Below are 20,865 nucleotides of genomic sequence, written 5' to 3'. Positions count from 1 at the left end.
GCCCGGAGGGCAGAGACCGCATGACCGGATACGGGTACTTCCTCTCCTGCGAGGAGTTCACCCCGGAGGAGCTGCTGACCCAGGCCCGACTTGCCGAACAGGCCGGATTCCACTATCTGGCGATCTCCGACCACTACCACCCGTGGAACGAAGCACAGGGCAGCAGCCCCTTCGTCTGGTCGATGATCGGCGCACTGTCGCAGGCCACCTCGCTCCCCGTGACCACCTTCGTCACCTGCCCCACCGTGCGGATCCATCCCGCGGTGCTGGCCCAGGCCACCGCCACCTCGGCGGTGCTGACCGAGGGGCGGTTCCGGTTCGGGGTGGGCAGCGGCGAGGCCCTGAACGAGCACATCCTGGGCGACCGCTGGCCCACCGCCCCGGAGCGCCTGGAGATGCTGGAGGAGGCACTGCAGATCATCCGCCGGCTGTGGACCGGCGAGGAGTACAGCCACCGCGGCAAGCACTACACCGTGGAGAACGCCAGGCTCTACACCGTTCCGGAGGAGCCCCCGCCGATCCTGGTCTCCGGCTTCGGCCCGCAGGCCGCGGAGCTGGCCGGACGGCTGGGCGACGGCTTCGTCACGATGGGCCCGGACACCGAGCTGATCGAGCGCTTCCACAAGTCCGGCGGCGCCGGAAGGCCGGTGGTCGGCGGGCTCAAGGTCTGCTGGGGCCGGGACCGCGGCGAGGCGCTGCGGACCGCCCACCAGCGCTGGGCCACCGAGCAGCTGCCCGGGGAGCTCAACCAGGTGCTCTCGGTGCCCCGCCACTTCGAGCAGGCCGCCACGCTGGTCACCGAGGAGATGACGGCCGAGCAGGTGGTCTGCGGGCCCGATCCCGAGGACCACGTCGCCGCGCTGCGGGCGTACGCCGACGCCGGATTCGACGAGGTCTACGTCGGCCAGATCGGCCCCGACCAGCAGGGCTTCTTCGACTGCTACCGCACCGAGGTGCTGCCCCGGCTCCGCGAGCCGGCCGGCGCCTGAACCGTCCCACGAACTGACGAGGTGTCAGATGTCCGAACAGGTCTCCGACTTCATTCTCCGACGCCTGCGCGAGTGGGACGTCGACTACGTCTTCGGCTATCCGGGCGACGGCATCAACGGCCTGCTCAGCGCCTGGGAGCGGGCAGGTGACCAGCCGCGCTTCATCCAGGCCAGGCACGAGGAGATGGCCGCCTTCGAAGCGGTCGGCTACGCCAAGTTCTCCGGCCGGGTGGGCGTCTGCGCGGCCACCTCGGGCCCCGGCGCGATCCACCTCCTCAACGGCCTCTACGACGCCAAGCTCGACCACGTCCCGGTGGTCGCGCTGGTCGGGCAGACCGCCCAGACCGCGATCGGCGGCTCGTACCAGCAGGAGGTCGACCTGCCCAACCTCTACAAGGACGTGGCCTCGGAGTACTGCCAGCTGGTGACCACCCCTGAGCAGCTGCCCAACGTGCTGGACCGGGCGATGCGGATCGCCCAGGCCCGCAAGACCGTCACCGCCGTGATCGTGCCCGCCGACGTCCAGGACCTGGAGTACTCGGCGCCCACCCACGCGTTCAAGATGGTCCCCTCCAGCCTGGGCTTCTCCGGCTCCGCCTACGTCCCCCACGAGGACGACCTGGCCCGCGCGGCCGAGGTGCTCAACTCCGGCTCCAAGGTGGCCATCCTGGCCGGCCAGGGCGCCCGCGGCGCCTCCGCCGAGCTCATCGAGACGGCCGAGGTGCTGGGCGCCGGCGTGGCCAAGGCGCTGCTCGGCAAGGACGTCCTGCCGGACGACCTGCCGTTCGTCACCGGCGCCTCCGGGCTCCTCGGCACCCGCCCCACCTACGAGCTGATGAAGGACTGCGACACCCTGCTGGTGATCGGCTCGTCCTTCCCCTACTCGCAGTTCCTGCCGGAATTCGGGCAGGCCAGGGCCGTGCAGATCGACATCGATCCGGGCCGGATCGGGATGCGCTACCCCTTCGAGGTCAACCTGGTCGGCGACGCCCGGGAGACCCTCCGCCGGCTGCTGCCGCTGCTCTCCCGCAAGGAGGACCGGGGCTGGCGGGAGAAGATCGAGCAGAACAACTCCCGCTGGTGGGAGGTGATGAAGCGGCGGGCCTCGGTGGAGGCCGACCCGATCAACCCGGAGTACGCCGTCCACGTCCTGGACGGGCTGCTGCCCGGCCGGGCGATCATCACCGCGGACTCCGGCTCTGCCGCCAACTGGTACGCCCGCCACCTGCGGATCCGCGAGGGGATCAACGGCTCCCTCTCCGGCACCCTGGCCACCATGGGCCCGGGCGTGCCGTACGCCATCGGCGCCAAGTTCAGCTGCCCGGACCGGCCGGCGATCGCCCTGGTGGGAGACGGGGCCATGCAGATGAACGGGCTGGCCGAGCTGATCACCGTGGGCAAGTACTGGCAGGAGTGGAGGGACCCGCGGCTGGTCGTCTGCGTCCTCAACAACCAGGACCTCAACCAGGTGACCTGGGAGATGCGCTCGATGTCCGGCTCCCCGCAGTTCCTGCCCTCGCAGCAGCTCCCGGACGTGCGGTACGCGGACTTCGCGCGCGGGCTCGGGCTGCACGGCATCCGGGTGGAGAAGCCGGAGGAGGTCGAACCGGCCTGGCGGGCCGCGCTGGAGTCCGACCGGCCGTGCGTACTGGACGTCCTCACCGACCCCGCGGTGCCGCCGATCCCGCCGCACGCCACCTGGGACCAGATCGAGGCCACCGCGTCCTCGCTGCTGCACGGGGACTCGGACCGGGGGCATGTGATCAAGCAGGGCGCCAAGGCCAAGATCCAGGACTTCCTCCACGGCCGTCGCGGCGAGGACGACTCCTGACGGCCCCCACCGCCGGCTCCTGCCAACGCTTCTGACCGGCCGTCACCGCGCGGAGGGCCCCGCGACCCGTCGAGGTCGCGGGGCCTTCCGCTGCGCCGCGGCCCGCGCGCGGGGACGTGGGGGCGCTCGGGGCGCTCGCGCGTGCGGGTGGGCACTTGAGGGCGCGTCCTCGCGAGTCTCCGCGGGCACAGAAGAGTCGGCGGGGACGCCCTAGCGTCCCCGCCGACCGGTACGGGCCGCTACGAGCGCGCCTCGCGGGTGCTGCTGCGGTTGGCCTTCCGCACGGCCTTCAGCAGCTCCGCCTTGTTCATCCGCGACCGCCCCTCCACACCGAGGCGCTTGGCGATCCCGTACAGATGCTCCTTGCTGGCCTGCTCGTCGACGCCCTCGCCGGAGCGGCCGCCACGGCCTCGCGGGCGCGCCGACTGCGAGTCCGACGGCGCCTTCCGGCCGCCCTCCTTGCGCTCCCAGTGGTCGCCGACCTTCTCGAACTTGTGCTTGAGCGCGCCATAGGCCACCCGGTGCGACCGCTCGCCCTCGCCGTACTCCTCGACCGCCGAGTCATGGGCCTTGATCCAGGTCCGCTGGGCCTCCTTGGAGGACCGTTCCAGCGTCGAGGGAAGCTCCTGTCGTCCCGGCATCATCCTCACCTCCGGTGTATCCGTGCCGCGTCCGTGTCCCCGTCAGTCGTGCGTCCGCGCTCAGGCCGCCGCCCGGCGCTCGGTCTCGGAGAGCCCGCCCCAGACGCCGTAGGGCTCGCCCGCCTCCTCCGCGAACTCCGCGCAGGTGCGGCGGACGGGGCAGCGGGAGCAGATCCGGCGCGCCTCGCGCTCCCGGCGTTCTCTCGCATGGCCGCGCTCTCCGAGGGGGGAGAAGAACAGGTTCACGTCCATGCCCCGGCAGGCCGCGTGCAGCTGCCAGTTCCAGGAGGCGGCCTGCGGGCCGGGCGGCCGCAGCAGGTGGCTGGTCATCAGGGCTCTCCTTCCCAGGGGACTCGTCTGCGCTCTCGCTGTGTCGAGCTCGGAGACCCCCGCGCGGCCGCGCGAAGGGCCTCCATCCCGGCGTCTGCCCCTCGCCCCGCCGCGCACACCGCCGAAAGGTGGAACTGATGTGGCGTCAGGCGGCCCTTTCGCCAGGGGGGAAGGCGGAGAGGACGAGAGTGAGCTCGGCCTCCTGGTCCCCGGACGCCCGGCCGATGTCGTTGATCCGGAAAGCGCTGCTGAGCGCCGACAGCAGCTCGTCGACCCCGTTCGGCGGGCCGACCAGGTCCGCGGTCACCCGGCCGCTCAGGTCGCCCGACCGCTCCAGCGGCGGATGGGGCCGGGAGGCGTCGAAGGAGCCGGACCACACGGTCCGCTCCCCCGCGTCCCCGCCGTTCGCGTTGTTCGCCGCCGCGCAGGGCTTCCTCGCTCCCTCCTCGCCCGCTGCGGCCGCGCCGGGACCGTGCTCCGGCTCCGGGAAGGCCCGTTCCAGGACGCGGAAGACCACGTCCGCGTCGTCCGGCGCGCAGTCGCTCAGCTGCACACCGACCCTGCTCTGTCGTTCGCCTGGGGTGCCCACAGTGTCTCCCTACCTAGCAGTCAACGCTCGCGGTTACCCGCGGTCCGCCCGGCGACACGTACCGTTCGCCGGGCCCGGTCCGGCCCGGCCCGGCGGCCGGACCTGCGGACGGGCCCGCCCCGGCGGCCTGCGACGGCTTCCGGGACGGGCCCGCGGTTCTCACGGCGGCGTCGGCGGTCGGTCCGCCGTCCGCCGGCTCAGCTGTTCGGCCGGCTCAGCTGTTCGGCGGCGCGGAGGAGATGTCGGCCAGGCCGGACCTCGGATCGCGCTCGATCGCCAGGTCGCCGAGGCTCACCACGCCGACCGGCTTGCCGTTGTCGACCACGGGCAGCCGCCGCACGGCCTTGTCCCGCATCAGCGCGACGGCCTGCTCGACATCGGCCGTGGAGCCGATGGAGGCGATCCCCGCACTGCTGCAGGCCTTGCTGACCGGCTCGCTGGAGCCGCCGTTCTCCGCCACCACCCGGGTGACGATGTCCCTGTCGGTCACGATGCCGACCAGCGACCCGCCATCGACGACCAGGACATCGCCGGTCCCGTACTCGCGCATCAGCTGCGCGGCCTTGGCGACGGTGTCGTCCCTGCCGACCGTGGCCGGCTGCCTCGTCATGACCTCCGCTACGGTCTGTGCCATCGTCCGTACCTCTTCCGGCGAATCGGATGCGTTCGTACCGGGCGCCTTCCACCCGCCTGCCGGACAAAACGCGACCGTCCCCGCTACCGGCCGATCTCCGGCCTCCCTGACCAAGGTGCTGCACGGGGGTATGCCTGGGGCCCCTGGTCGGGGCAGAGTTCTGAGGGACGGTCAACTACTTTCCGGTAAGTAACAAACGGGAGGGCGCGATGGGGCGCAGCGTGTTGCGGGGCGGGACGGCGGGGAGCCGAAGGGCGTCGGCGACGGCGACGGTGTTGGCGTCGGTGCGGGGCGGGGCCGGAGTGGCCGCTGCCGTCGCGGCCGCCGTCGCGATGGTGCTGGCGGCGGCGCCGGGGGCGGTGGCCGCGCCGGCGGGAGCGGCGGGGGCGGCCGGGGCCTCCTCGACCTCGACGCTCGCCGCGGGGTCGGTCCCGCCGGACCAGGACCCCTTCTACCAGGCCCCGGCGAACATCGGCTCCTACCGCTCCGGGGCGATCGTCGCTACCCGGCCGGTGGCGCCCGCCGGGCTGGGACTCGCCGCCGACCAGATCCAGGCCTGGCAGATCTCGTACCGGACGAACGACTCCCACAACCGGCCCGAGCTGGCCGTCACCACCCTGATCGTGCCCGCGGCGGCGTGGGGCGGGGCGGGCGCGCGTCCGGTGCTCTCGGTCCAGCAGCCGGAGGACTCCACCGGCACCCAGTGCGCGCCCTCGTACCAGGTCGCCTCCGGCGGCTCCAGCGCCGTGGAGTACGAGGCCTTCGTCGCGCCGGCGCTGGCCCGCGGATGGGCGGTGGCCATGCCGGACTTCGAGGGACCGAAGTCCGTCTTCATGGCCGGGATCCAGGCCGCGCACGCGGTGCTGGACGGGCTCCGCGCGGTGCGGAACTTCGACCGGGACGGCATCGGCAGGGCCAACCCGGTCGGACTCAACGGCTACTCGGGCGGGGCGGAGGCCACCGGCTGGGCCGCGCAGCTCCAGCCGCGGTACGCGCCGGACGTGAAGCTGGCGGCGGCCGCCGTGGGCGGGATGCCGGCGGTGCCGGCCGCCGTGGCCCGCTACCTGGACGGCGGCCCGTTCGCCGGGTTCGAGATGGCCGCCGCCCTGAGCTACCAGAAGGAGTACCCGGAGTCCGGGATCGCCCGGATGCTCAACTCATCCGGGCGGGCGGCGATGGCGGCCGCGGACAACCAGTGCACCAGCACGCTGCTGGCGGAGTTCGCCTTCAAGAAGCTCTCCGGCTACACCACCGTCGCGGACCCGCTCTCGCAGCCGAACACCGCGCGGGTGCTCCAGGAGAATGCGATGGGCGGGGCGGCCCCCGCGACCCCCGTCTACGACTACCACGCGGTCACCGACGAGATCGTGCCGGTCGCCCAGGACGACGCGACGGTCGCGGCGTGGCGCGCGGAGGGCGCGCAGGTGACCGAGGTCCGCGACCCGGTCGGCGAGCACGCCGAGGAAGCCGTCCTCCGCATGAACGACGCCCTGCAGTTCCTGTCCAACCACTTCTGAGCGCGCCGAGTCGCGCAGCGATTCAAGGGGCGCGAGGAACCCCGCCGCGAACGGCGCCACAGAGGGCAACGGCAGCCGGGCTGCAACCCAGGGGCCGCTGCCGTCTGCGGCTCCGCAGCCGCTCGGCCGCGCAACTCCCTGCGGGCGCCGAGGCGCGCAGCGACTCAAGGGGCGCGGGGAACTGCGCGGCCCGCCACCAACAGCGCCGCAGACGGCAACGGCCCCTGAGCTGCAACCCAAGCCCCGAAGCCGACCGCGGCGCCGCAGCCGCTCGGCCGCGCAGTTCCCCGCGCCCCTAAAACAACCCCGCCGGGCGCCAAGACGCGCAGCGACCCAAGGGGCGCGAGGAACTGCGCGGCCCGCCACCAACAGCGCCGCACGCGGCAACGGCGCCTGGGCTGCAACCCGGCCTCCGAAGCCGACCGCGGCGCCGCAGCCGCTCGGCCGCGCAGTTCCCCGCGCCCCTGAAACCACCCCGCCGGGCGCCGAGACACGCAGCGACTCAAGGGGCGCGAGAAGCCACCGCCGCGAACGGCGCCGCAGGCCGCAACGGACCCTGCGCTGCAACCCGAGCTCCGCAGCCGACTGCGGCGCCGCAGCCGCTCGGCTATGAGAGGAGGCCTCGGATCAGGCGGGTCATCACCGTTTGGAAGTGGAGGTCGGCGGGTGGGCGTGGGGCGGCGGCCGCCAGCGCCGCGGCCAGGTGGGGGTGGTCCGGTGAGGCGGCCAGCGTGGCGAGGTAGCGGGGGTCGAGCCGGCCGGCCAGTCCCAGCTCGGTCTGGACCAGCAGCGCGGTGTTCGCCTGCACCAGCGCGAACGCCTCCAGCTTCGCCCCGTCCGGGCCCGCCCGTCCGCTGAGGTAGCCCAGCGCCCGTTCCATCAGCGCCGCCGCGTTCGGCCCGAGCACCGGCCGGGCCACCACCAGCGGTCCCAGCCAGCGGTGACGGAGCATCAGTTCCCTTGCCTGGAGCGCGATTCCGACCAGATCGGCGACCGGGTCCCCGCTCGGCTCGGCCGGCAGGTCGTACTCGGCGGCCACCTCGTCCGTCATCAGGTCGAGGAGATCGTCGCGGTTGGCGACGTAGCGGTAGAGCGAGGCCGCGCCCGTGCCCAGCCGGGCGGCGACCCGGCGCATGGTCACCGCCTCCAGCCCCTCCTCGTCGGCGAGGGCGATCGCCGCGGCGGTGATCTCGGCGCGGCTGCGCTCCGCCGGGCGGCCGGTGGCGGCCCGCTCGGGGCGGAGCCAGATCGGGAGCGGCGCGGCCGAAAGGGAGGAGGGGGAGGAGTCGGGGGACTCAGGGGGCATGGCGCGCGGCGCTTCCTCTCGCGTTGTTTGCGAACAGCGTACTCGTCCGCATAGGGTTCGCGTACAGCGTTCGCAAACGCTTGAGGGCCGACGGGAGACGACCATGTCCGAGACACGCTTCACCGAGAACGGCGGCGTCCGGATCGCCTACCAGGACCTCGGCGGTGCCGGCGGGGAGCCACTGCTGCTGGTGATGGGCCTCGGCGCGTCCCGGTTCTGGTGGCCGCGGGAGCTGGTGTCGGGACTGCTCGACCTCGGCTTCCACGTGGTGGCCTACGACCAGCGGGACGCCGGCGAGTCCGACCGGGTGCCGGCCGCCCCGGACGGCCGCGGCAGAGACGGCCGCGGCACAGACGGCCGCGGCCCGATCGGCCGGCTGCTCAGCAAGCGCCGGCCCGCCTACACCGCCGAGGACATGGCGGACGACGCCGTCGCCGTCCTGGACGCCCTCGGCCGGCGCCGGACGCACGTCTTCGGCCATTCGATGGGCGGACTGCTGGCGCAGCGGATCGCCCTCCGCCACCCGCAGCGGGTCATCTCGGTCACCAGCTCCGGCGCCCTGCCGAGCGACGTCCGCGGTCTGGCCCAGCTCCGCCATGTGCGGCCGGGTTTCGTCCTGCGCTCGGCGCGGCTGCGCGCCCCCGAGGGGCCGGACGGCGACCTGGCCCTCGGCCTGGCGGTGAGCCGACTGCTCGCCACCCCCGGGTACCCGGTCGACGAGGAGGGGGCGCGGGCCGCCGTGGCCGCCGACCGTGCCCACGGCATCCGGACCTTCCGCGAGTCCGAGGCCCAGGGCCCGCAGATCGGCGCGCCCTGGTCGGGTCCGCGCCTCGCGGAGCTGGCGATGCCGGCACTGGTGCTCCACGGGGAGGCGGACCCGGTGCTCCGGGTCTCGGCGGCCCGCGCGACGGCCGCCGCGGCGCCGGACGCCCGGCTGCGGGTGTTCCCCGGCGCCGGCCATGCGATCCCGCCCGCGCTCTGCCGGGAGTACGCCCGCGAGGTGGCGGAGGTCGCGGAGGCGGCCGGGCGGCGCCGGGCGGACCCGGGCAGCCCCGGCTGACAGACGGTCAGCCGCCCCACTGATGCGCGAAGTTGCGCGAACTGACCCCGTTTCGCTCATGGACAGGCAGTCCGGCTCCCGCTAGCTTCGCAGGGGAGTCCCCCTGCAACAGCTGCCCCATCCTTGCGGCCCTAGGGAGTTCAGATGGAACGGCGTCGGTTCGTGCAGATCGGTGCGCTCGGCGTGATCGCCCCGCTCACCGCGATGGCGCTCTCGCAGAACGCGGAGGCCCGGAACGCGGGGGCCGCCGCCCAGACCCCGTCCGCCTCCGGCCACAGCTTCGGCTTCGCCCCCGACGGCAGCGCCTTCCTGCTGGACGGCAAGCCCTTCCAGATCCGCAGCGGGGAGATCCACCCCTCCCGCATCCCGGTGCCCTACTGGCGGCAGCGGATCCGGATGGCGAAGGCGATGGGCCTCAACACCGTCTCGCTGTACGTGATGTGGAACTACCACGAGTACCGCGAGGGCCACTTCGACTTCCGGACCGGCAACCGCGACATCGCCGGGTTCATCCGGCTCTGCCAGGCCGAGGGGATGTGGGTGCTGCTGCGCCCCGGCCCCTACGTCTGCGGCGAGTGGGACCTCGGCGGGATCCCCGCCTGGCTGCTGCGGTACCCGGACATCCGGCTGCGCACCGACTCCGGCCAGGACCCGCACTACATGGCCGCGGCCCGGCGGTACATCGCCGCACTGGCGGCGGAGGTGCGGCCGCTGTTCGCGGCGAACGGCGGCCCGGTGCTGATGCTCCAGGTCGAGAACGAGTACGGCTCCTACGGGAACGACGCGGCCTATGTCGCCGAGGTCCGCCAGGCCTGGGAGGACAACGGGATCACCGGCCCGTTCTACACCGAGGACGGCCTCGGCCAGCTGGAGGCCAACCACACCGAGACCCCGGGCGGCGCCATCGGCCTGAGCGGCGGCGACGCCGCCTCCATCGCCCAGGCCAGGAAGGCGTTCCCGACCGTTCCGGCGATGGCCGGCGAGCTCTACCCGGGCTGGCTCACCCACTGGGGGGACGACGGCTTCCAGGGCGCCGACTCGGACGTCACCGGGGACCTGCGGGCGCTGATGGACGGCGGCCTCTCGTTCAACCTCTACATGGCGCACGGCGGCACCAGCTTCGGCTGGTGGGCCGGCGCCAACGCGAGCAACGACGGGTCCGACTACCAGCCGGACATCACCAGTTACGACTACTGCGCGCCGATCACCGAACAGGGCCGGAAGGGCCCGCGGTACGACGCCTATCGCGCGCTGATCGGCGGCTACGCCGGGGTGGGGCCGCTGCCGCCGGTCCCGGCCCCGGTGCCCACCGTCTCCGGGCTGAGCTGCACACCGCGGCCGTACGCCTCGCTCTGGGACAACCTGGAGCGGGCGAGCGCCGTGACCCGGCTCTCCGGCGGGCCGGAACCGTACGAGTACCACGGCCAGGTGCAGGGCTTCGCGGTCTACCGGCACCGCACCACGGACGCGGAGGCGGAGGCGGAGGCAGGCGCGAGCGCCGGCGCCGGCGCCGGCAGCCTGGTCGCCCAGGGCGTCCACGACTACGCGACGGTCTTCGTCGACGGCCGGTACGCCGGCGGGGTGGCCCGCCCGGCGGTCCCGGCGGCGGTGGCCGCCGCCCGCGGGCTGGTGGCCGGCGGCGCACCGCTGGCGGTGGGCCAGGTCGGCGCCGGATCGGTGCTGGACCTGCTGGTCGAGGGGATGGGCCACATCAACTACGGCCACGGCCTGGTGGACCGGAAGGGGATCACCGGGCAGGTCGCCCTGGACGGTGCGGCGCTGAGCGGCTGGACCATGTACCAGCTGCCGATGGACGAGGAGTGGGTGGCCGGCCTCAGGCCGGTGATCGGCGACCCCTCCCGGCCCGGACTGTTCTTCCGCGGCCTGCTGTCCCTGAGCCCCCGCCAGGTCGCGGACACCTACCTGGACATGAGCGCCTGGGCCAAGGGGGCGGTCTGGGTGAACGGCCACAACCTGGGCCGCTACTGGGAGACCGGGCCGCAGCACCGCCTCTACTGCCCGGCGGAGTGGCTGCGCCCGGGCGCGAACGAGATCCTCGTGCTGGACCTCCACCGCACCGCCTCCGCGCCGGTGACCCTGGCGGACACCCTGGGCTGACCGGCCGGGCGCGGCCCCGCCCCGAACCACCGGGGCGGGGCCGCGCCTCCGGCCGGCAGAGCCGCGGACGAGCAGAACGGCGGCCCGGCGGCCCGGCGGACCGCCCCCGCCTCAGCCCGCGAACGCCGCCGTGCCGTCGGGCGTCCCCAGCCCCGTCGGGCCGTCGTACCCGGCACCCGCCGAGCAGAGGTACGCGGTCGAGCAGGAGCCGTTGGAACCCGAGGCCACGTCGAACAGCGCCGAGGGGTGGGCGTACGGGTCGGCGGCCGGTACGGCGCTGCCCGGCGAGCCGGCCAGGGCGTAGACGCCGGCGATGATCGGCGAGGAGGCCGAGGTCCCGCCGTAGACCGACCAGCCGGAGGCGCCGTAGGTCTGGTACACCGCCACGCCGGTGGCCGGGTCGGCGACCGCCGAGACGTCGGCGATGCTCCGCTTGGCGCAGCCGGTGTCCTTCTGCCAGCTCGGCTTGGCGTCGTCGGCCGAGCAGCCGGAGCCCGTGCCGGACCAGGCGCTCTCGGTCCAGCCCCGGGCGTTGGAGGCCTTCTTGAGGCTGGTGCCGCCGACCGCGGTGACGTACTTCGAGCCGGCCGGGTACTGGGCCCCGTAGCCGGAGTCGCCGGCCGAGGCGGTGATCGCCACGCCCGGGTGGTCGAAGTAGGCGCTGTCGTAGGAGGCGTCGGAGGAGGACTCGCCGCCGCCGTAGCTGTTGGAGACGTACTTCGCGCCCATCTTGACCGCCTGGTCGACCGCCGCGCCCAGGTCGGACATGTTCGCGCTCTTCGCCTCGACCAGGACGACGTGCGCCTTCGGGGCTATCGCCGAGACCATGTCCAGGTCGAGGGATATCTCGCCGGCCCAGCCGGTGTCGTTCTTCGGCAGCGCGGTGGTGGAGCCGGTCTGGCTCACCTGCTTGAAGCAGCCGCTCGCCTTGCTGCAGGCGGCGAGGCCGTACTGGGAGCGGTAGGTGGCCATGTCGGACTCGGCCTTGGGGTCGTTGTAGGCGTCCACGATGGCGACGGTCTGTCCGGCACCGCCGCCGGCCGGGAGCTTGTAGGCGCCGCGCAGGTCGGCGGGGGCGAGCCCGGACGGGGCCGCGCTCCGCTGCACCCCGCGCAGCGCGGTGCTCCGGCCCCGGACGCTGGTGACCCGCTCGGCGTTGCAGGACATCACCCCGGGCGTGCCGGAGGCCGCGCAGGCCCGGGCGACCGCGGTGCCGGAGGCGGTGGCCGCGGTGCCGGAGGCGGTGGCCGCCGTGGTGGTCGCCGCGTCGGCCTGGGCGAGCACCCCGTAGCCGGTGACGGCGAGCGCGCCGGCCGTGGCCACGGCGAGCGCCGTCCGCCGCCTGGCACGGTTCCGGTGCCGGGCCCCGGAAGAGGTCGGCGGCGTACTCTCCGGCTTGCTCGACGGCATGGGCTCTCCTGTCTGGAAGTCGCACGGAAAGGCGGCCCCAGCCTGCCCGGAGGACGCTTAAGACCGCCTTAACACCACGTCAATGGCCTGTGGCCATCGGTCGCCCACTCGGCGGGGCCGTCAGCTCCCGCTGGGCCACGGCACCCCCGGCGCCCGGTAGTAGCCGATGCCGGCCGCGTTCCAGCGCGGGCCCTGGGCGGCCAGCCGCAGCTTGAAGGTGTCCCAGTCGTGGGTGGAGAGCGGCGACCAGCCGATCTCGGCGACGGCCGGAAGCCGCGGGTAGACCATGAAGTCCGCGTACACCGACTGCTCCGGGAACTGCGAGGTGGAGGTGGGCAGTTGGTTGCTGCCGTAGTACGCGCGGTCGGACCAGAGCGCGGCCTCCACCCCCTCGATCCGGTCGGCGGGGATCACCGAGCCGGTGCCGTCCGGCTTGGCGGTGGCCGTCGTCGGGTCCCAGTCGTAGGCGCGCTCCACCGGGACGTAGCCCTCCCAGTGGAGGCCGTAGGGGGTCGAGGTGTCGTACTGCATGTCCAGGTAGGAGCGGTCGGCTGGGGAGACGATGTAGTCGGCGCCCTTGGCCACGCCCTGCTGGACGTCCTGGATGTCCCGGGAGGGGCTGGCGGTGCCGACCGTCTTGCGGTCGTTGTCGTCGCCCCAGTACTGCAGCAGGGTGCCGGCCGGGATCGGGCCCTCGGCCAGGTTGTGCCAGCCCATCAGCCGCTTCCCGGTGTCGCCGACGGCCTTGGCCACCGCGCCGACGTACGCCGAGTACTCGGCCTGGGTGGCCTCCGCGGCCTCGTCGCCGCCGGCGTCGATGACCGGCCCGGGGGTCATTCCGGCCACCGTGTTCATCACCGTGGTGAGGAAGGCGGTGACGTTGGCGATGTGCTGCGGGTCGCTCAGGCAGTAGGTGCGCAGGTTGGCGCCGCCGAAGCCGGAGTACGGCGCGATCGTGTGGTCGTCGCAGTTCAGGTTCGGCACGGAGGCGAGGGCGGCGCTGGTGTGGCCGGGCCCGTCGATCTCCGGGATCACCGTCATGAAGCGGGACCTGGCGTAGTTCACGATCTGCCGGTACTGCGCGGCGGTGTAGTACCAGTCGGTGCCGCCGGTCCAGCCGGACTGGGTGGAGGCGCCGATCGCGGTCAGGCTCGGGATGGCGCCGATGGCGATCCGCCAGCCCTGGTCCTCGGTCAGATGCAGGTGGAGGGTGTTCATCTTGTACGCGGCGGCCTGGTCGATGTACCGCTCGACGTCCTTGACCGGGAAGAAGCGGCGGCCGACGTCCAGCATCGCGCCCCGGTAGCCGTACCGGGGCCGGTCGGCGATGCGCACCGCCGGTACGGTCCACGGCCCGGGCTGGACGGTGGCCGACTCCACTGCGGCGGGCAGCAGTTGGCGCAGGGTCTGAACACCGCGGAAGAGCCCCTCGGCGCCGTGGGCGGTGAGCCGTACGGCGCCGGCCGAGGCGTTCAGGGTGTAGCCCTCGGCGCCGAGGGCGGCCGGGCCGTGCGGGTCCAGGACCAGGGCGTCCGCCGGGGCCGCGGCGGCGGACGGCCGGTCGGCGGTGCGCAGGTGGAAGCCGGTGGCGGGGGCGAGGAGCCCGGCGAGGTAGTCCGCCACCTGCCGGGTGCGCGGATCGCCGGCGACGGTCACCAGTTCGGTGCGGGCGGTCAGCCGGAAGGCCGGCCCGCCGCCCGGCCGCTCGCTCACCGGCTGCGGGACGACCGGCGGTACGGCGCCGGAGGAGGCGGCCGGGCCCGAGCCGGCGCCGCCGGGGGCCGGTGTGGAGGCGGCGGCGGCACCGCCGAAGGTGCCGATCAGGGCCAGCGCGCCGACCGCGGCGGCGAGGCTCCTCGGGAACCCGGCCCGACCCGGCCGGCGCGGCCGCCGTGGGCGGCGGAGAAGTGAAGGTGCGGAGGATCTGTCCGGGACGTTCATCGGCAACTCCCGTCAGGTGGGGAAGTCATGACCGCGCTTACCGAACGGACGGCAACCCCACGAAGCCTGCTCATCCTGCACAGAAGTGTCAAGACTGCCACACGTCCGAGCAGTTTCGCTCAGAACTCGTATCGGGCACAGTTTCTGAGGCACCGTCCACCACTCGGTGCCCTCCGTACCTCACCGCGGTATTCCGCACCTATCTGCACCGTAGCGCCGTTGACAGGAACATCTCCGGGCGAGATCGTCCCAACATCGAGCTCGTGCACCACCCCTCCCATCTGCCAGGAGGCAAGATGCACCGACGCCACACCCCTCGCCCCGAGCGGCGGCAGCGCCGAATACGGGGTCCACGCGGGATCCGCGGGATCCGCGGCAGGACGGGTGCCGCCGCTCTGCTGGTCGCGGTCACCACCATGGCCAGTTGGGGACTGGCCTCCGGAGCGCAGGCGGCCGAGCCGTCGACCGGGCAGTCCCTGCTGGGCGGCCTCAGCTCCGCCGTCTCCGCCCTGGCCGGCGCCAGCAGTGGCGCCTCCCACGGGAGTTCGGGCACGGCGGGCACCTCTGCCACGAGCATTGCCGGGAAGAGCACCGCCGCCAAGAGCACCACCGTGCGGAGCACCGCCGCCTCCGTCCGGACCACAGCCGGGACTCGGGCCTCCCACACCCTCGACCCGGTCCTCGCCGCCGTCTCCGCCGCCCGCGCGGCCGGCCGGCACGCCGGCCCTGACTTCGGCTGCGCCTCGCCGTCCGGTGCGGACGGCGTCCGCTGCTTCGGCGAGTTCCGGACCGTCCGCACCTCCAGCGGCCCGGCCCGGCCGGCCACCACCGGCTCGCCCACCTCGTCCGGCTACACCCCGAGCGCGATCCGCTCGGCCTACGGCCTGAGCGGCAAGTCCGGGAGCGGCCGCACGGTCGCCATCGTGGACGCCTTCGACGACCCCAAGGCCGAGTCCGACCTCGCCGCCTACCGCTCGGCGTACGGGCTGTCGGCCTGCACCACGGCCAACGGCTGCTTCACGAAGGTCAACCAGAAGGGCGCCACCTCGCCGATGCCGTCCGGCGACTACGGCTGGGCCGAGGAGATCTCGCTCGACCTGGACATGGTCTCGGCGGCCTGCCCGGACTGCCACATCCTGCTGGTCGAGGCCAACTCGGCGAACAGCGGCGACCTGATGGCCGCCGAGGACGCCGCGGCCGGCCACGCCGGGGTCGTCGCCGTCTCCAACAGCTGGGGCGGCAGCGAGGACTCCACCATCACCGCCGACGACGGCCACTTCAAGCACGCGGGGGTCGCCTTCACCGCCTCCTCCGGCGACGGCGGCTACGGGGTGGAGTGGCCGGCCTCCTCGCCGAACGTCACCGGCGTCGGCGGCACCAGCCTCAACAAGGCGTCCAACAGCCGCGGTTGGACCGAGACCGCCTGGTCCGGCGCGGGCTCCGGCTGCTCGGCGTACGAGGCGAAGCCGAGCTTCCAGACCGACAGCGGCTGCGCCAAGCGCACGGTCGCGGACGTGTCCGCGGTGGCCGACCCCAACACCGGGGTGGCCGTCCACGACACCTACAACAGCTGCGGCTCCTCGCAGTTGTGCGACACCCTACTGTCCCTCGGGCTCGCCCAGGGCGCCGACGGCTGGATCCAGGTGGGCGGCACCTCGGCCGCCTCGCCGATCATCGCCAGCGTCTACGCCCTGGCCGGCAACACCGGGTCGATCACGCCGAACGCGTACCCGTACGCCCACCGCTCGGCGCTGAACGACGTGACCTCGGGCTCCAACGGGAGTTGCGGCGGCGGCTACCTCTGCACCGCGAAGTCCGGTTACGACGGCCCGACCGGCCTCGGCACCCCCAACGGCACCGGGGCGTTCTGACCGGCGGCCGACGCACCTGATCCGGCCCGCGGGCCCCGTCCGGTATACGGGATACGACGTATCGGACGGGGCCCGTGGCGTGCCAGGATGGCCGGGCCCCGGTTCCCCGGCCCGAGGAGGTCCCCACCCATGCCCGCCCCCGCCGCCGACGGCCCACCCGGCAAGCGCGCCCAGAGGCGGGAGGGGACCCGGGCCTCCGCCGCACCGCGGGCGGCCGGCGGGCGGCGCGGACTCGTGGTCGCCGCGCTGATGCTGGCGATGGCCCTCACCGCGATGGACTCCTCCATCGTCGCCACCGCCGTCCCGCAGATCGTCGGGGACCTCGGCGGATTCGCCTACTACTCCTGGATGTTCTCCGGCTATCTGCTGGCCGTCACGGTCAGCCTGCCGGTCTACGGGAAGCTCGCCGACTCCGTCGGCCGCCGGCCGGTGCTGCTCGCCGGGACCGCCCTCTTCATCGCCGGCTCACTGCTCTGCGCCGGAGCCTGGTCGATGCCGGTGCTGATCGCCTTCCGCCTGGTGCAGGGGTTCGGCGGCGGGGCGATCCAGGGGACGGTGCAGACCCTCGCAGGCGACCTCTACCCGATGGAGCAGCGGGGACGGATCCAGGCCGCGATATCCACCGTGTGGGCGGTCTCGGCGGTGTCCGGACCGGCCCTCGGCGGGGTCTTCGCCGGGTACGCCGACTGGCGCTGGATCTTCCTGATCAACCTGCCGATCGGGGCCGGCGCGCTGTGGCTGCTCTGGCGGCACCTGGTGGAGCCCCGGCGGGAGCCCTCGGCGGCGAGGCGCCCGCTGCGGATCGACTGGCTGGGCGCCCTCGGCCTCCTCTCCTCCACCGGCCTGCTGCTCTTCGGCCTGGTGCAGGGCGGCACCGCGTGGGCCTGGGGGTCCCCGCCGAGCCTGCTGGTCTTCGCCGGGGCGGTGCTGCTGGGCGCGGCGACCGTGCTGGTGGAGCGCCGGGCGGCGGAGCCGATCATCCCGGGGTGGGTCTGGCGGCGGCGGCCGATCCTGGGGGCGAACCTCTTCCTCTGCTTCTTCGGCCTGCTGATGATCGCCCCGACCGTCTTCCTGCCCACCTACGCCCAGTCGGTGCTGGGCCTGGCCCCGATCGCGGCCGGGTTCGTACTGTCCGTGATGACCGTCAGCTGGCCGATCGCCTCCGCCCTCGCCAACCGGATCTACCTGCGGGTGGGCTTCCGGAACACGTCGCTGATCGGGATGAGCTTCGCGACCCTGCTGCTGGCCTCCTTCGTCCTCCTCCCCTACCGCGGCCCGGCCTGGCAGCCCGCCCTGCTGATGTTCGCGATCGGCGCCGGACTCGGCCTCTCCCAGATACCGCTGATCGTCGGGGTGCAGTCCTCGGTGCCGTGGGGCGAGCGCGGGACGGCGACCGCGAGCGTCCTCTTCTGCCGCCAGGTCGGCCAGAGCATCGGCGCGGTCCTCTTCGCGGTCGTCGCCAACACCACCATCGCCGGCCGGCTGCGGGACGCCCCGGCCCGCGTCCGCGGCGGCCTGCCGTCCACCCTGGACGGCGTCTCCCGGGCCCTGGACGGCCACCGCGGCACGCCCGCCGCCAGGGACTACCTGCGGCACGCGGTCACCGCCTCGGTCGACCACGTCTACCTGGGCGCCGCGGCCTGCGCCGTCTGCTCGCTGCTGATCCTGTTCTTCGTCACGCCGAAGCGGTTCCCGGTGGTCCGCGACTGAGCCGGGGTCAGGCGCCGCCGGCGAGCAGCCCCTCGGCGGCCGCCAGCACCTCCGTGACATGCAGGGCGTAGCGGGCGTCGCAGGCGGACGGCGTCCCCGAGACCACCTCGCCGAGCGCCCGCGCCAGCGCGTCCGCCGGCGACTCCGCCCCCTCGGCCGGGACCTCCGGCAGGGTGGCGACCCCCGAGCCGCCGCGGAACGCGATGTCCACCCCCGCCGCCCCGGCCGGCGCGGTCAGGGCGAGCGACACCGAGCTGGTGGCGCCGCTCTCATGACCCAGCGTCAGATGCACCAGGTCGCCGGCCCCCCGCACGGCGGCCAGCACCCGGGCGGTGCCCAGCACCGGCTCCAGCACGGACAGCGCGTGCGGGCCGACGTCCCACAGCCCGCCCTTCTCCAGGCGCCAGGGCGAGTCCACCGCCGGCTCGCCGCCGTCCAGCGGGAAGATCGAGGCCAGCCAGTCCATCCGCGCGGTGTACCAGTCCTTCCGGCCGGCCTGCTCGGCGATCCAGCTCATCGTCGGCTCGCGGTAGCGGAAGGTGAAGAGGACCGACGAGCGGACGCCGGACCGCTCCACCGCCTCCACCACGGCCCGCGCCGAGTCGACCTCGATGGCCAGCGGCTTGTCCAGCACCAGGTGCCGGCCGGCCTCGGCGGCCCGTACCGCGTACCGCGCCTGGACCTCCGGCGGCAGCGCGAAGGCGATCGCCTCGCACCGCTCGACCAGCTCGTCGTACTCCTCGACCGCCGGCACCCCGAACTCCGCGGCGAGTTCCGCCGCGGCCTCCGGCCGACGGCCCCACACCCCGGCGAACTCCACCCCGGGGTGGGCGGCGAGGGCGGGCGCGTAGGTCCTCCGCGCCCAGGGACCCGTTCCGGCCAGCCCGATCCTCATCGCCATCGCCGCCTCAACTCCCGCTCTCGATCAGCCGGTCCGGTCTTCCCGCCGGATGTCGATCAGGACCTTACCCACCGCGCCGCCCTCGACCGCGCCGTGCGCCTCGGCGGTCTGCTCCAGCGAGTACCGGACGAACGGCAGCCCGGCCTCCTCGCCGACCCGCAGCGCGCCGGCCGCGACCGCCCGGGAGACGGCGGCCACCGCGTTCCGCATCGCCTGGTCCGGGATGCTGTAGAGGGAGATGCCGTGCCAGTCCAGGTTGCGCCCGAAGGCCGCCCGCAGCGGCAGCCGCAGCTCGTCGCCGCCGTTGTTGGCGTAGAAGGCGATCGTCCCGTTGTTCCTGGTCACCGCGAGGTCGAGGTCGGCGTTGACGGCCGGGGCGACCTCCACCACCAGGTCGACGCCGTCCGGCGGCGCCAGCTCGCCGACGGCCTTGGCGGCGTCCTCGGCCCGGTAGTCGACGACGTGGTGGGCGCCCGCGGCCCGGGCCAGCGCGGCCTTCCCGGCCGAGCTGACGGTGGTGATCACGGTCGCCCCGGCCCAGCGGGCCAGCTGGATCGCCGCGTTGCCGACCGCCCCCGCTCCCCCGGCGACCAGGACGGTCCGCCCGTCGAGCGCCCCGGGGGCGAGCCGGTCGGGGCCGTCGGCGGCGAGGGTGAGCGCCCGGTGGGCGGTGAGGGCGGGGACGCCCAGCGCCGCGCCCAGGTCGTAGCCGGCCTCGGCCGGCAGCGGTACCGCCCGGTCGGCCGGGATGGTGAGGTACTCCTGCGCGGTCCCGCCGTCCGGACGCCCGGCCGCGGAGAGGTACAGCCAGACCCGCTGGCCGACCCGGGCGGGGTCGACGCCCTCGCCGACCGCGTCGATCCGGCCGGCTCCGTCCTGGTTGGGCACCTGGCTCCGGCCGGCGTCGAGCCGGCCGGAGATGCCGGCCCGGATCTTCCAGTCGGTGGGGTTGACCCCGGAGACGTGCACCTCGACCCGCACCTCGCCGGGGCCGGGCTCGGGGACGGGGCGCTCCTCCAGACGGAGGACGTCGGAGTCGCCGTTGCTGCTGTAGACGATGGCCTTCATGCCTCTGGAAAGCGGGCTGCGGCCCCCGGCATTCCCCGATAGGGGCGCGCCGCACACCCGGCCGCCACTCCAACGTGACCGAAACGTCGCCGCGCGGGACATTTCCGATTCATTGCTGCATCAACATACTTGACGTGTCAGCTTCTTGTCCGATGCCAACGGAGGGACGACCACCATGGCCACAGAACAGACAGGCAAGCCACTCCCCGCCGACACCAGCCCGTCCATCGCGGATCCAGCCCCCCTCGGACTGGGGGCGTTCGCCATGACGACCATGGTCCTGAGCGTCTTCAACGCCAACATCCTCGATGCCAAGCTGCAGGCCGTCGTGCTGCCGCTGGCACTCGCCTACGGCGGTGGCGCCCAGCTCCTGGCCGGAATGTGGGAGTTCCGGAAGGGCAACACCTTCGGCGCCACGGCCTTCAGCTCCTTCGGAATGTTCTGGATCTCCTTCTACTTCCTCGCGAAGGACGTCATTCCGGCCATCGGCACCTCCCACGACTTCAACAAGGCGCTCGGCCTCTACCTCCTCGGCTGGGCCATCTTCACGGCCTACATGACGGTGGCGGCGGTACGGGTCAGCGGCGCGGTGCTCGCCGTGTTCGTCTTCCTGACCGCGACCTTCGCCGTGCTGAGCGCCGGGGCCTTCGCCAACAGCGACGGCGTCACCCACGTCGGCGGCTGGCTCGGCCTGGTCACGGCCGCGCTCGCCTGGTACGCCTCGTTCGCGGGCGTGGTGGCGTTCACCCACAAGAAGCCGCTGCTCCCCACCTGGCCGGCGAGGTAACGCCTCACCTCCCCACCGGACGGGCGGCACGCGCCACCGAGGCCCCCGGTCCCCGCAAGGGGCCGGGGGCCTCGTCGCGTGCCGGGGCGGGGGAGACTGCCGCGCACGCGGTCCCGTCGCACGCCGTCCCGTCGCACGCGGCCGGCGTCGCACGCGGCACCG

Annotated in this window: 16 protein-coding genes and 1 pseudogene; 8 read left to right on the top strand and 9 right to left on the bottom strand. The window is 73.9% G+C overall.

Annotated features, from left to right (window positions below; all coding sequences use genetic code 11):
• Positions 1-20 precede the first annotated feature (20 nt).
• Complete coding sequence (locus BS73_RS27905; protein WP_037577103.1) at positions 21-989, top strand: LLM class F420-dependent oxidoreductase; 969 nt, start codon at positions 21-23, stop codon at positions 987-989.
• Positions 990-1,017: 28 nt separating this feature from the next.
• Positions 1,018-2,820, top strand: coding sequence for a thiamine pyrophosphate-requiring protein (locus tag BS73_RS27900; protein ID WP_037577100.1), 1,803 nt, complete (start codon positions 1,018-1,020; stop codon positions 2,818-2,820).
• Positions 2,821-3,059: 239 nt separating this feature from the next.
• Here the strand turns inward: BS73_RS27900 and BS73_RS27895 are convergent, their stop codons facing one another.
• The 4 genes and pseudogenes from BS73_RS27895 to BS73_RS27880 all read right to left on the bottom strand — a co-directional run bounded on the left by BS73_RS27895 (position 3,060) and on the right by BS73_RS27880 (position 5,014).
• Positions 3,060-3,461, bottom strand: coding sequence for a ChaB family protein (locus BS73_RS27895; RefSeq protein ID WP_037581423.1), 402 nt, complete (start codon positions 3,459-3,461; stop codon positions 3,060-3,062).
• Between the two features lie 75 nt (positions 3,462-3,536).
• Positions 3,537-3,791, bottom strand: a pseudogene (locus tag BS73_RS27890) (WhiB family transcriptional regulator); the annotation flags it as partial.
• Between the two features lie 145 nt (positions 3,792-3,936).
• Positions 3,937-4,344 (bottom strand): hypothetical protein, encoded by a 408-nt coding sequence (locus tag BS73_RS27885; RefSeq protein ID WP_037577094.1) that lies wholly within the window; start codon positions 4,342-4,344, stop codon positions 3,937-3,939.
• Positions 4,345-4,594: 250 nt separating this feature from the next.
• Positions 4,595-5,014 carry a CBS domain-containing protein gene (locus BS73_RS27880; RefSeq protein ID WP_037577091.1) on the bottom strand — a complete coding sequence of 140 codons (420 nt, stop codon included), beginning with the start codon at positions 5,012-5,014 and terminating at the stop codon, positions 4,595-4,597.
• Positions 5,015-5,316: 302 nt separating this feature from the next.
• On the opposite strand from BS73_RS27880, the gene BS73_RS27875 reads away from it, so the two are divergent.
• On the top strand, positions 5,317-6,531 hold the full coding sequence (locus tag BS73_RS27875) for a lipase family protein (RefSeq protein WP_200886737.1): 1,215 nt from the start codon (positions 5,317-5,319) through the stop codon (positions 6,529-6,531).
• A 607-nt stretch (positions 6,532-7,138) separates the two neighbouring features.
• On the opposite strand, the gene BS73_RS27870 is transcribed toward BS73_RS27875, so the two are convergent.
• Positions 7,139-7,837 (bottom strand): TetR/AcrR family transcriptional regulator, encoded by a 699-nt coding sequence (locus tag BS73_RS27870; RefSeq protein WP_051940926.1) that lies wholly within the window; start codon positions 7,835-7,837, stop codon positions 7,139-7,141.
• A gap of 103 nt (positions 7,838-7,940) precedes the next feature.
• Here BS73_RS27870 and BS73_RS27865 point away from each other — a divergent pair, with 103 nt between their 5' ends.
• Both BS73_RS27865 and BS73_RS27860 read left to right on the top strand, forming a co-directional pair.
• Positions 7,941-8,897 carry an alpha/beta fold hydrolase gene (locus BS73_RS27865; protein WP_037577084.1) on the top strand — a complete coding sequence of 319 codons (957 nt, stop codon included), beginning with the start codon at positions 7,941-7,943 and terminating at the stop codon, positions 8,895-8,897.
• A 144-nt stretch (positions 8,898-9,041) separates the two neighbouring features.
• Positions 9,042-11,015, top strand: a complete 1,974-nt coding sequence (locus tag BS73_RS27860; RefSeq protein ID WP_037577082.1) for a beta-galactosidase — start codon at positions 9,042-9,044, stop codon at positions 11,013-11,015.
• A 111-nt stretch (positions 11,016-11,126) separates the two neighbouring features.
• Here the strand turns inward: BS73_RS27860 and BS73_RS27855 are convergent, their stop codons facing one another.
• Both BS73_RS27855 and BS73_RS27850 read right to left on the bottom strand, forming a co-directional pair.
• Entirely contained in the window at positions 11,127-12,425 is a 1,299-nt protein-coding gene (locus BS73_RS27855; protein ID WP_051940923.1) for a S53 family peptidase, read from the bottom strand.
• Positions 12,426-12,545: 120 nt separating this feature from the next.
• The gene (locus BS73_RS27850) at positions 12,546-14,366 is read right to left on the bottom strand and encodes a beta-N-acetylhexosaminidase (RefSeq protein WP_051940920.1); all 1,821 of its coding nucleotides are present in this window, start codon (positions 14,364-14,366) and stop codon (positions 12,546-12,548) included.
• Between the two features lie 296 nt (positions 14,367-14,662).
• On the opposite strand from BS73_RS27850, the gene BS73_RS27845 reads away from it, so the two are divergent.
• Positions 14,663-16,237 (top strand): S53 family peptidase, encoded by a 1,575-nt coding sequence (locus BS73_RS27845; RefSeq protein WP_235215566.1) that lies wholly within the window; start codon positions 14,663-14,665, stop codon positions 16,235-16,237.
• Between the two features lie 129 nt (positions 16,238-16,366).
• Positions 16,367-17,947 (top strand): MDR family MFS transporter, encoded by a 1,581-nt coding sequence (locus tag BS73_RS27840; RefSeq protein ID WP_051940917.1) that lies wholly within the window; start codon positions 16,367-16,369, stop codon positions 17,945-17,947.
• 7 nt (positions 17,948-17,954) lie between these two features.
• On the opposite strand, the gene BS73_RS27835 is transcribed toward BS73_RS27840, so the two are convergent.
• Positions 17,955-18,842 (bottom strand): Gfo/Idh/MocA family protein, encoded by an 888-nt coding sequence (locus BS73_RS27835; RefSeq protein WP_037581409.1) that lies wholly within the window; start codon positions 18,840-18,842, stop codon positions 17,955-17,957.
• Positions 18,843-18,872: 30 nt separating this feature from the next.
• Positions 18,873-19,916: an NADPH:quinone reductase gene (locus BS73_RS27830; protein ID WP_037577079.1), complete on the bottom strand. Its 1,044-nt coding sequence runs from the start codon at positions 19,914-19,916 to the stop codon at positions 18,873-18,875.
• Positions 19,917-20,091: 175 nt separating this feature from the next.
• Here BS73_RS27830 and BS73_RS27825 point away from each other — a divergent pair, with 175 nt between their 5' ends.
• Positions 20,092-20,703 (top strand): acetate uptake transporter, encoded by a 612-nt coding sequence (locus tag BS73_RS27825; RefSeq protein ID WP_037577077.1) that lies wholly within the window; start codon positions 20,092-20,094, stop codon positions 20,701-20,703.
• Positions 20,704-20,865 lie beyond the last annotated feature (162 nt).

It is taken from the genome of Phaeacidiphilus oryzae TH49 (assembly GCF_000744815.1).
In the GTDB taxonomy this organism is placed as follows: Bacteria; Actinomycetota; Actinomycetes; order Streptomycetales; family Streptomycetaceae; genus Phaeacidiphilus; species Phaeacidiphilus oryzae.
This window is presented reverse-complemented; position numbering and strand designations above follow the sequence as displayed.

Excerpts from the sequence above, each read along its gene's own strand:
- BS73_RS27905 (WP_037577103.1), top strand. The coding sequence starts at position 21 with ATGACCGGATACGGGTACTTCCTCTCCTGCGAGGAGTTCACCCCGGAG.
- BS73_RS27900 (WP_037577100.1), top strand. The coding sequence starts at position 1,018 with ATGTCCGAACAGGTCTCCGACTTCATTCTCCGACGCCTGCGCGAGTGG.
- BS73_RS27895 (WP_037581423.1), bottom strand. The coding sequence starts at position 3,461 with ATGCCGGGACGACAGGAGCTTCCCTCGACGCTGGAACGGTCCTCCAAG.
- BS73_RS27880 (WP_037577091.1), bottom strand. The coding sequence starts at position 5,014 with ATGGCACAGACCGTAGCGGAGGTCATGACGAGGCAGCCGGCCACGGTC.
- BS73_RS27870 (WP_051940926.1), bottom strand. The coding sequence starts at position 7,837 with ATGCCCCCTGAGTCCCCCGACTCCTCCCCCTCCTCCCTTTCGGCCGCG.
- BS73_RS27865 (WP_037577084.1), top strand. The coding sequence starts at position 7,941 with ATGTCCGAGACACGCTTCACCGAGAACGGCGGCGTCCGGATCGCCTAC.
- BS73_RS27860 (WP_037577082.1), top strand. The coding sequence starts at position 9,042 with ATGGAACGGCGTCGGTTCGTGCAGATCGGTGCGCTCGGCGTGATCGCC.
- BS73_RS27855 (WP_051940923.1), bottom strand. The coding sequence starts at position 12,425 with ATGCCGTCGAGCAAGCCGGAGAGTACGCCGCCGACCTCTTCCGGGGCC.
- BS73_RS27850 (WP_051940920.1), bottom strand. The coding sequence starts at position 14,366 with ATGAACGTCCCGGACAGATCCTCCGCACCTTCACTTCTCCGCCGCCCA.
- BS73_RS27845 (WP_235215566.1), top strand. The coding sequence starts at position 14,663 with ATGCACCGACGCCACACCCCTCGCCCCGAGCGGCGGCAGCGCCGAATA.
- BS73_RS27840 (WP_051940917.1), top strand. The coding sequence starts at position 16,367 with ATGCCCGCCCCCGCCGCCGACGGCCCACCCGGCAAGCGCGCCCAGAGG.
- BS73_RS27835 (WP_037581409.1), bottom strand. The coding sequence starts at position 18,842 with ATGAGGATCGGGCTGGCCGGAACGGGTCCCTGGGCGCGGAGGACCTAC.
- BS73_RS27830 (WP_037577079.1), bottom strand. The coding sequence starts at position 19,916 with ATGAAGGCCATCGTCTACAGCAGCAACGGCGACTCCGACGTCCTCCGT.
- BS73_RS27825 (WP_037577077.1), top strand. The coding sequence starts at position 20,092 with ATGGCCACAGAACAGACAGGCAAGCCACTCCCCGCCGACACCAGCCCG.